We start from the raw sequence: 10,298 nt of genomic DNA, 5'->3' as shown, positions 1-10,298 counted from the left end.
TGCGACTGATGGCCCAGTCTTTCGCATTCTCCAACCACTTCCCGAAACGGCCCGACTTCAAATAACTTGGATTCCAGTTCACCTTATCATTCGAAGCCAGCATCACGGGTTTTATCTTCTGAATATCGACGAACCAGGAATCGACAGCTTTGTAGATGAGAGGGCTCTCGCAGCGCCAGCAGTGTGGATACGAGTGTAACACCTGATCGTGCTTAAACAGTTTCTCATCTCGTATAAGCCGACTGATTATCTCTTTGTCGCAATCCTTCACAAATTGGCCCTCATACTCCGGAATTTCAGCAGTAAACCTGCCCTCATCGTCCACGGGGCATACGATAGGGATTCCCGCATCCTTGAAAATCTCATAGTCGTCTTCACCAAAACCAGGCGCCGTATGCACTATGCCAGTCCCCTCCTCGGTTGACACATGGCTCCCCACAAAAATCCGAAATACACCTTTATTCCCAAGGTTGCCGAAATACGGAAAGATTGGTTCATAGGTCATATCCCTAAGTTCAAAACCCTTCCTTTTCCATAGCGGGGAGTAATCCCCATCAAAGTATTCACCAAGGCGTGCCTCAGCCAGGATATAAGCCGCTCCCTTACTCTCAACCTTGACATAGTCAATGTCCGGTCCCACCGATAAACCAAGATTGCTGATCAAAGTCCATGGAGTGGTTGTCCAAGCAAGAAACCAGGTATTCTCAGCCGAGGTATCGCGAAATTTCACGGTAATCGCGGGATCGTGCACATCCTTGTAGCCGCCCAAATTGAGTTCGTGATTTGACAGCGGAGTGGAACACCTGGGGCAAGTGGGTAATATGTAATGTCCCTTATATATCAAACCCTTCTCCCAAAGCGATTTCACAACCCACCAGATGGATTCCATGTAACTCGGATTCATGGTTTTATAATCGTGGTCAAAATCAACCCAGCGCCCGGAACGAGTCATTATTTTTCGCCACTCTTCGGTGTACCTCAAAACAATGGAGCGGCATGCCTCGTTAAATTTTTCAGCACCGAACTTCTCGATTTCCCTCTTACCTGAGATGCCCAGTTCTTTCTCCATCTCGTACTCGACAGGCAAACCATGGCAGTCCCAGCCGAATCTACGCTCAACTCTCTTGCCCATCATGGTTACATATCGGGGTATGATATCCTTCACCGTGCCCGGCACAAAGTGCCCAAAATGCGGAACCCCGGTCGCAAATGGTGGTCCATCATAAAAAACGAATTCTTCCGCATCGGCGCGGGATTCGATTGATTTCTCGAATATTCGCCTCTCCTTCCAAAACTTGAGAATCCCTTCCTCCATTCGCGGAAAGTCAATCTTTGAATCTACCGGATTATACATAACAGGCTCCCACTTAAATTGTCCCGCCGGGCAGCAGTTCTCATTCCAAAAACGCTATACAAAATACTGCATTGCATATCCTCGTGCAAGATGAGGCATTATCCAAATCTAACAGCACCGTAAAACCAACCCCCTCGCCAAAAACAAGCAATCGGAGTATTGTTCTTTCTTAAGATGGAAATAGTTATGGTGAAAAAGATTCTCCAAGACGGATCGCCATGCAACAAATGCGCTCAGGCCGAAAGCATACTTCGAAAACGAGGTTACTGGAATCAAATCGACAGGGTAGTATACACTAGGGACGGCGAAGAGAATTCCGAGGGCGTGAAATTAGCGCAGAAACACAATGTCAAAATTGCTCCCTTCTTCATCGTAAATGAAAACAACGAATCGCCACGAGTTTATACCCGTCTGTTTGAATTCATAAACAAGGAACTAGCCCAAGCGCCTCACCAGTCCAACCAGCAAAACGTTCGAAACAACCAGGATGCTCAATTCGAATCCAATACTGGCTCAGACTTCGAAAAAACGGCAAGTGGAAGAATCCAAATAGCCGACATTGAGTCTGCCAATCGAGGGTATGCAACCCTGAGTCCCCCGGAAATATTGACCCATGCCCAAAGCGATTTTGGCAAAAAACTGGCTTTGGCTTTCAGCGGTGCTGAAGATGTCGTCCTAATAGATATGGCCTGCAGGAACAATTTATTATTTACCGCCTTCTGTCTGGATACCGGTCGCCTCCACCCGGAGACATACTTTTTCATCGAAAAAGTACGAAATCACTACAAACTCACTCTTGAAGTATTTACCCCCTCTCCCACGCTACTCCAACCCTTCCTCAGGGAAAAAGGCATCAACAGCTTTTATCAGAATGGTCATGCCGAATGCTGTGGAATCAGAAAAATCGAACCTCTAAGCCGAGCGCTCAAAAATTATGAATCCTGGGCCACAGGATTAAGACGAGACCAAAGTCCAGCGACACGAAGCTATTTGAAATACATCGAAATTGACCAGCGTAATAGAAATCTCAACGGGGAGCCGCTGATAAAAATAAATCCATTACTCGATTGGAGCTCCAAGCAGGTGTGGGACTATATTAGGACCAACAAGATACCCTACAATCCGCTTCACGATGCCGGCTTCCGTTCAATCGGCTGTCAACCATGCACACGCCCTCTAAGACCCGGAGAACACGAGCGAGCTGCCAGGTGGTGGTGGGAAAATGAAACAAAACGCGAATGTGGTATACACTTTTAGCTGCAACCGCGTCCAATCCACATCAACAACTCGCCGACAGACATAGCCTAACTCCCAACAGCTGGCGTTTTCAATTCCAACCACCTCTTCTCTTCAACCGATAAGAAGGGACCCAAACTATCACGCACCCTCCGATGATAATCATCGATCCAAGCCGTCTCATCATCACTTAGCATACCAGTATCTACAAGATTCAACTCATAAGGTGCAAGCGTAAGGGTTTCGAAGCCAAAGAATACCCCGAAATCACCATCAAAAAGCTTACGGCAAAGCAATAAATTTTCGATCCTGACACCTCCAAAGTTCTCCCTGTAAACACCCGGTTCATTTGAAACAATCATGCCAAGCTCAAGCGGCACATCCACAGCTTCTTGACTCAGCCTCTGCGGTCCTTCATGAACCCCTAGGCGATACCCTACCCCATGTCCCAAAGCATGCCCGCAATCCATACCCTCTGCCCAGAGTGCGGCCCTTCCCAAGGCGTCCACCTGGTATCCTCGCGCGCCTCTCGGGAACTGCGCCCGCGACACAGCGATATGCCCCTTAAGCACCAAGGTATAGTCTCGAATCTGCCCCAAATTCGGCTCACCCAATACAAAGGTACGAGTTACATCAGTGGTTCCCTCCTCCCACTGAGCCCCCGAATCCACCAGCAGTAACCTGGAATCAAGTCTCAACCGTTTATTTTCACCCCGCCCCACTTCGTAGTGTACCAGTGCTGAATTCGCCCCATAAGCCACAATCGGAGCGAAGCTATTCCCGCGAAAACCCTCCAACTCCGCCCGCTTTGCATTGAGCAGCTCCTTCACCACAATCTCTGTCAGTTCTTTCCCCTCGCAAAGAGCGTTCTCAAGCTCAATCATGAAACGTATCAGCGCAATTCCATCCTTTATCATTGCCCGACGAATCAGTGCCACCTCGACTTCATTCTTCCGAGACTTCATCATAACAACCGGATCGTTTCCAAATTTTGGAATGACCCCTGGCGCGAGCCGATCCAATACCGCTTGAGTGATATAGTGATGGTCCAGCAAAACTCTTGAACCCTTCCGCAGTCTCCCAAGGGCCGGAAAAAAATCCTCATAAGACGCTATTTCAATTTCATCCCGCTTCAGAGAAATCATCAATCGAGTCGGAAGCCGTTTTTTGTTCGTATACCAAACTCCTCTACCTTCCGAAAAAATGAAATAACCTACAGCAACCGGAACGTGTTGGATATCCTCACCACGGATATTCAATAGCCAGGCAATACAGTCCAAAACGACACCTATCCACGTGTTCGTCCCAGCGGCATTCAGTGCCGCGGTTAAGCGGGCGAGACGGGAAGAACGTGTTTCCCCTGCTACATCCAAATTCAATTCATAAACTTCAGAATTGGGTAGCAGCGGCCTCTCTTCCCATATCTCCCCAAGTAAATCAGTCCCCGCAACAATATCAACACAAGAATTTTTAAACGCTTTCCGCCACTCATCCATCTTCCTAAGCGTTACGGTGCACCCATCAATTCCCATCTTTCCCCCATCGCGAAGCTCCCCCAAAATCCAGTTGTGAATTCCGGGAACACCCTCCTTTCCAACTCGAAAAAGCTCGATGCCGCTGTCGGTCAACTGACTGGAAGCCTGAATCCAATAGCGAAAATCCGTCCAAAGGCCGGCCTTGTCTCTCGTAATGCCAAGCAATCCGGCGCTCCCGGTAAATCCACTAATCCACTCTCTACTCTGCCACCTCTCCGGGGGGCACTCAGAAAGATGAGGATCCATACCCGTAATTACATATGCATCCAAACCTGAACGCCGCATAGCAGCCCGAAGTAATTCCAACCTTTCTTGAACCATCAACATACCTCCGGAATCCAGCTCAAATTGAGCCTTGGGTGTATTTTCCTGCTGGTAAGCAAGAATCCTGAGTTTGCCCACGGGCACATCTTCCTTCCGGTTGAGGCTCCTGCGCAACATCCATCTTCCAGCTGGAAAAAACCATTTGAACAACTATTCGGCTAAACGCTATTCACTTGGACAGGCCACCAGATGCCACAACAAAGCAGTCGACTGATTTTCTCGCGAAGTTCATCAGAAGTACTTTTCTGTTCGTTAGAAAACCTGCCTTTGTATATTGAGTACTCAAACAGCATGCGTTCGCTGACGACGCCGTGCTTGGCTTCCGAATTCCAACCGCTACATAGTTCAATGCCGGAACCTTACCTCAAAACCGAACCCATTACTGATATACTGCACTGGAAGGCAGCAAGTCTCCGCATACCATGGCAAACATCTCCCAATTCAAGGTTCTCCGGCTTTATCGCCCCCCATCTTTTGGTAGAACTATTACTCCCATATAAAAAAAGTATCAAGCTTCGTTCGCATACGCCGAATATTAAGGAGAGGCAAGGATGTCTGTCATTTTCACCCTCCCGAGATAGGCATCCAACCCTCAACTTCCGAATAGTTTTGCAACATAGTTGCGCGCAAATTCAATCCGAACAGCAGTTAATCAACCCTTTCAAGCAAAACTAAGGCAACATATCACTGGCTACTGACAACAAGACTCAAATACAATATACATTGATTCTGTCTAAAACGGATGCTGGCATAATGAGTGAAACCAAAATTGGAATCGGAGACATAGGAATTTACGTTCCAAAACTCCAGATGGATGTAAATTCACTAATTGAGGCACGCGCTCAAGCGCAGCCTCAGTTAAATCGTGTAATGAGGAGAGCCGCGAAAAAAACCGGCCAGGTTTCCTTCCGTTTCCCCGCTCCCTGGGAAGACACCGCAACACTCGCGGCAAACGCCGCCTCCGAAACCCTTGAACGTCTATCACCGAAGCTGCAGGAGAAGATTAGATATATCCTGGTGGGTACCGAAACGGCTATCGATCTTGCAAAACCAGTGGCTTCATATGTTCACGGTATGCTCAAAAAAGCAGGTTACACCCTAGGCAACGCTCTGAGCACCTACGATACCAAACATGCCTGTGCCGGAGGCACATCTGCACTCCTGTCAGCCGCATCAAACCTCAGCTGCTCCGGGAGCGCTCAAGAGCGTGGACTGGTGATATCCAGTGATATCGCTCGCTATGATGCCCCAAGTACGGCAGAATTCACTCAAGGTGCGGGATCCGTTGCGCTCATAGTGGAAAAAAATCCCAGACTCATGGAAATCAATCTCGAAACACAGGGATTCTTTTCATCAGATGTGGATGACTTCTTCAGACCCATAAACTCAGTTACAGCCAAGGTTAAAGGTCGCTATTCCATGAACTGCTATCAGAGCGCCCTAAAAGCGGCTTTTGAGGATTACTGCAATCGAGCCGAACGAAATCCCTCGGAATGCGTCGAGGAAATCGATTACATAGCCCTTCACGTACCCTTTCCCTCAATGCCCGAAATCGCTCTCCGAAATCTCCTAAGTGAGAGTTGCGGAAAGAGTGAAGCGGAAATTGAACATTTCATACAGCGCTCCGGATTCACCGATGCCATGTATCTTTGCAGTACTTTTGGCAACCTGTACACCGCATCATTATACACCTACCTGGCTACCCTGTTGTATCAGGAACATCACAAAATCGGTGAGGAAATAATACACAAACGAGTACTAATAGCATCGTATGGCTCGGGAAACACAATGACAGTATTCTCTGGTACAATTTGCGAAAATGCGCCTGAGTTGATATCTCAATGGAGCATTGAAAAATGGAGAGACGGATCAAGAAACGCCAGTTTCGACGAGTATCTTGCTTGGTTATCCCTTCCAACAAGTATCGACGCACTGCGAGAACGATTGGAAACCCCGAATTCGAAAAAAGGGCTTTTCTATTTGAAAAGCCTCAGCGAGAACGGTTATCGAATCTACGATAGAGATTAATTATTGAAAAAAAACGAAATACAGAAAAGAAAACGACGACACCTCGATATCTGCCTCAACAAAGCTCTTGCAATCGAATCAGGGAACACGCGACTGGATGAAATATCAATACCACATAAGTCACTTCCCGAAATTGACAGCCGATCGATAACGACAAAATGTGATTTTCTCAATCATGTGCTCAAAATACCAGTGATGATTTCCTGCATGACCGGAGGCTCCGACGAAGGAAGAAAACTCAATCGAATATTGGCGAACGTAGCCTCTCAAGCTGGAATAGCACTCTGCACTGGCTCCATCAGAGTGATTTTGCACCACGAGGAAACCCGTTCACATTTCCAGTTGAAAGAATTCGCGCCGGATGTGCCGGTTCTTGCAAATATCGGTGTGGCGCAACTGCGTGAATATACCCCGAAGATATTGATGGAGGCAGTGAAGAGCATTGAGGCTGATGGGCTTTGCGTACATCTGAATGCATCCCAGGAATTTTTTCAGGAGCATGGTGAAAGGAACTTCAACGGATGGTATGAGGAATTCGAACGCCTGATGGAAAAGGCGGATATACCGGTATTGGTTAAGGAAATCGGCGCCGGAATACCTCCCGTCGAAGGACTCCGACTTTTGAAGCTTGGTGTTGCCTTCATTGACATTGCAGGGACCGGCGGCACTGACTGGGTTGCTATTGAAGGACATTGCAGCAATTCCGCAAAGCACAGCTTCAGCCATTTGCTTCAGAAACAGAACCCGTATGTATCAGCCGCCCATTCATTTCGAGATTGGGGGTATTCCACCGGCGAGCTGTTAATCGCCTATAGGCAAATCACTGAAACCGAAAGCAAATCCAGTAGGCTAATCAAGGGCAGAATAATCGCTTCGGGAGGTCTTCGAACGCCAAGAGACTTTGCGGTATCAATCGCTTGCGGCGCCCAAATAGCCGCCGCCGCCCTTCCATTCGTTAGGATCGCATCAGATACGGGTTCCGATGGCGTATTTGAATACCTCGCACAGATAACCAAAGGCATTCAGGCAGCACTCGCTCTTAGCGGATCAAAGAACCTGGACGAACTGAGGCGAAGCAAAATTCGAGTAACACCAAAATTGCACAACCTCGCCAAAAATTTAGTAAACGAAATTGACGAAAAGGAAAAAACAAATAGCAATGACTTCTTGGAAGAGCTTTCGTAAGGAACCAATACGAGGACGGAGAAAGAGTATTTCATCCGGCATTCCCAGCCTAACGAGTGAACAAAGAACCGATTTCTCCTTTACCGGCTTCGATGAAAATCTCCTTGATGTATCCGAGGTGATGATAGAACAAGCCGTTGGTTACTTTGGCGTGCCCCTGGGATTAGCAGGTCCATTCACCATAGATGGCCGGGAAATCAGAATACCCATGGCCACAGAGGAACCTTCGGTTGTCGCGGCAGCATCGTTCGCGGGGAGGCTACTCTCCAAACACGGTGGAATAAACACGCAAAGCACGGAGCCGGTTATGGTTGCACAGGTTTTTCTTGAGGGAAAACTGAACCCGTCATCTACTGAAAAAGTTCTAAACGCACGCAACAGCATCAAAGAACATCTGCAGAGAACGCTTGAATCAATGGAAAGCAGAGGTGGAGGATGGCGTGATATCAGCGCCCGCTGGATAGCTCCATCAAGAACACTCTCCGTAAACATTCAAATCGATGTTAGAGATTCCATGGGAGCGAACCTCTTAAACAGTGTCGCAGAGAAAGTAAGCCCAATACTGGAAAGGATTACAGGCGGAAAGGTGCTAATGGCAATTTTGTCCAACAAATCCTGGGACCGAACCGCCTCGGCTCGTTTGAGCATTCCCATCGATGAATTCGGGGGCGCGGGCTTCAATGGCAAAGAAACAGCACGCCGAATAGTGCGCGCCGCTCGAATTGCGAGAGAAGACCCCGACCGCGCCATCACCCATAACAAAGGAATTATGAATGGTATCAGCGCCTTGGCCCTGGCCACTGGAAATGACACCCGGGCAATTGAAGCCTCCGTCCATGCATACGCTGCAAGATATGGGCACTATCACGCCTTAAGTCAATACTGGGTTGAGGAAAATACACTTCATGGATCGTTGGAACTGCCGCTTCCCTTTGCGGTAACCGGAGGCGCCGTGGGATTTCATCCATCATCGCGGTGGTGTCTCGATCAGTTGGGCAACCCCGATGGCCCTGGCTTAAGTCGAATCGCGGCAGCTCTGGGCCTCGCGCAGAATTTAGCCGCCCTCCGTGCGCTTGTATGCGAAGGAATTCAAAAAGGACATATGAACTTCCACGCACGCCGTCTGGCCTACAAAGCTGGTGCGCGAGGTGATTGCATATCCGCCTTCGCAACTGTGATTTGCTCCGAAAACATCCGGAGTTACGAGGAGGCAAGCCAGCGATTCACCTCCTGGACCGAGCAGGTAGATGTCGAAACTTGATAACCTCATTGGGCAGGCAACAGCTATTGCTCATCCCAATCTGGCAATAATCAAATACTGGGGTAAAGAGAACGAATTGAAAAATATCCCGGCAAGCCCATCGCTTGGTATCGCACTAAATGAACTCCATACCGTAACCAAGGTTTACTTAAAACATCCAAGTTCAAACAGTGAGGAAACGGACAGAGTATTTATAGATGAAAAACTTCAATCGGATAGGCGATTTGCCAATTTCTTTGCAAATCTCAGGGAACTCGTGGATAAAAGAAATCCAAAGATGGGCAAATTTATAATCACGGCATGCAGTTCTTCGGATTTTCCCAGCTCTGCAGGCCTGGCGAGTTCTGCAAGTGGCTTTGCCGCTCTGGCCCTCGCCTGCACAAGCGCCTTAAAATTCGAACTGCCTGCAAAGCAACTATCCGCCTTGGCCAGAACCGGCTCTGCCTCCGCCGCTCGTTCAACCTTTGGAGGCTTCGTGCGCTTAGATAGCGGCGCTATTTATGCCAATCAAATCTACGATGAGAATTGGTGGCCTGAGCTGCGAATCATTGTGGTGGAAATTGAAAAGGAAGCAAAAGAACTTTCATCGCGTGCTGCCATGGAGAGAGTCAAAATGAACTCGCCATTCTATCAAGCTTGGATCAGTGATTCAAAAAAGAATATAGATAAATCTCTTGCCGCCCTGGAAGCAAAAAACCTCAGTGCTCTAGGTCCACTGATCAGGCGCAGCTATCTGCGAATGTTTTCCACTATGTTCTCATCATACCCTCCAATAATATATTGGAAACCCGCGAGTCTGGCTGTAATAATCCTTTGCGAGAAGCTAAGATCCGCAGGTTTGAATATTTGGGAAACCATGGATGCGGGACCTCAGGTAAAAATACTCTGTCTCGAAAAAGAAGTTCCATTGCTCATAGAGCATTTAAAAACACAATTCAGCCATCTGCCATTTTGGATTTGTAAGGTGGGCGGTCCACCGTATCTAAGCAATAATGACTAGTATCGAAAAATGGAGCGCTCCAGGAAGCCTTCTAATCGCGGGTGAATACCTTGTAACAGAGGAAGGCGGCAAAGGAATATGTCTCGCCGCTGGTGGACGCGCAACCATGCAAAAAGAACAATCAACTGATTTCGAACTGCGTTCGATTTATGCCGAAGGATTCCAATCATGGAAACCAGGTAATCCTGCTGAAAACTCCCTTTGTTATTACGTCTGGGAAGAAGCGAAGAAATCCAACTCGCTGTGGGAAGAGAGCCGGAGAATAACAGTAAATACCAGTGCTCTATACAGTTCCGATGGTGAAAAACTGGGATTTGGTTTCAGCGCAGTTGCGGCTCTCCTTTTTTCCAGGGCATTGAACCGGTCTGATGACAA

General features: G+C 48.0%; 8 protein-coding genes. 6 read left to right on the top strand and 2 right to left on the bottom strand.

Features of this window, described 5'->3' with window-relative positions:
- Window positions 1–1,354 (bottom strand): class I tRNA ligase family protein (locus tag S1OALGB6SA_RS03385; protein ID WP_148084013.1); only part of this gene is annotated, 1,354 nt, incomplete at its 3' end.
- Between the two features lie 186 nt (window positions 1,355–1,540).
- Between S1OALGB6SA_RS03385 and S1OALGB6SA_RS03380 the strand changes: the two genes are divergently transcribed.
- A complete protein-coding gene (locus tag S1OALGB6SA_RS03380) occupies window positions 1,541–2,611 on the top strand; it encodes a phosphoadenylyl-sulfate reductase (protein WP_124032563.1) in 1,071 nt (356 codons plus the stop codon).
- A gap of 47 nt (window positions 2,612–2,658) precedes the next feature.
- On the opposite strand, the gene S1OALGB6SA_RS03375 is transcribed toward S1OALGB6SA_RS03380, so the two are convergent.
- On the bottom strand, window positions 2,659–4,566 hold the full coding sequence (locus S1OALGB6SA_RS03375) for a M24 family metallopeptidase (RefSeq protein WP_124032562.1): 1,908 nt from the start codon (window positions 4,564–4,566) through the stop codon (window positions 2,659–2,661).
- A gap of 636 nt (window positions 4,567–5,202) precedes the next feature.
- On the opposite strand from S1OALGB6SA_RS03375, the gene S1OALGB6SA_RS03370 reads away from it, so the two are divergent.
- The 5 genes from S1OALGB6SA_RS03370 to S1OALGB6SA_RS03350 form a co-directional block, all read left to right on the top strand.
- Window positions 5,203–6,477 (top strand): hydroxymethylglutaryl-CoA synthase family protein, encoded by a 1,275-nt coding sequence (locus S1OALGB6SA_RS03370; protein ID WP_124032561.1) that lies wholly within the window; start codon window positions 5,203–5,205, stop codon window positions 6,475–6,477.
- A 3-nt stretch (window positions 6,478–6,480) separates the two neighbouring features.
- Complete coding sequence (gene fni / locus S1OALGB6SA_RS03365) at window positions 6,481–7,662, top strand: type 2 isopentenyl-diphosphate Delta-isomerase (RefSeq protein WP_124032560.1); 1,182 nt, start codon at window positions 6,481–6,483, stop codon at window positions 7,660–7,662.
- Complete coding sequence (locus tag S1OALGB6SA_RS03360) at window positions 7,637–8,923, top strand: hydroxymethylglutaryl-CoA reductase, degradative (RefSeq protein WP_124032559.1); 1,287 nt, start codon at window positions 7,637–7,639, stop codon at window positions 8,921–8,923. The genes fni and S1OALGB6SA_RS03360 overlap by 26 nt, the downstream gene beginning before the upstream one ends.
- Window positions 8,910–9,923, top strand: coding sequence for a diphosphomevalonate decarboxylase (mvaD, locus tag S1OALGB6SA_RS03355; protein ID WP_124032558.1), 1,014 nt, complete (start codon window positions 8,910–8,912; stop codon window positions 9,921–9,923). Before S1OALGB6SA_RS03360 ends, mvaD begins: the two co-directional genes overlap by 14 nt.
- On the top strand, window positions 9,916–10,298 hold a 383-nt coding region (locus tag S1OALGB6SA_RS03350), incomplete at its 3' end, for a hypothetical protein (protein ID WP_148084012.1). The genes mvaD and S1OALGB6SA_RS03350, both read left to right, overlap by 8 nt.

Origin of the sequence: Olavius algarvensis spirochete endosymbiont (assembly GCA_900608495.1) — a bacterium.
Taxonomy (GTDB): domain Bacteria; phylum Spirochaetota; class Spirochaetia; order DSM-2461; family DSM-2461; genus UBA2779.
The sequence above is the reverse complement of the archived record's forward strand: the minus strand, read 5'-3'. Positions and strand labels throughout refer to the sequence as shown.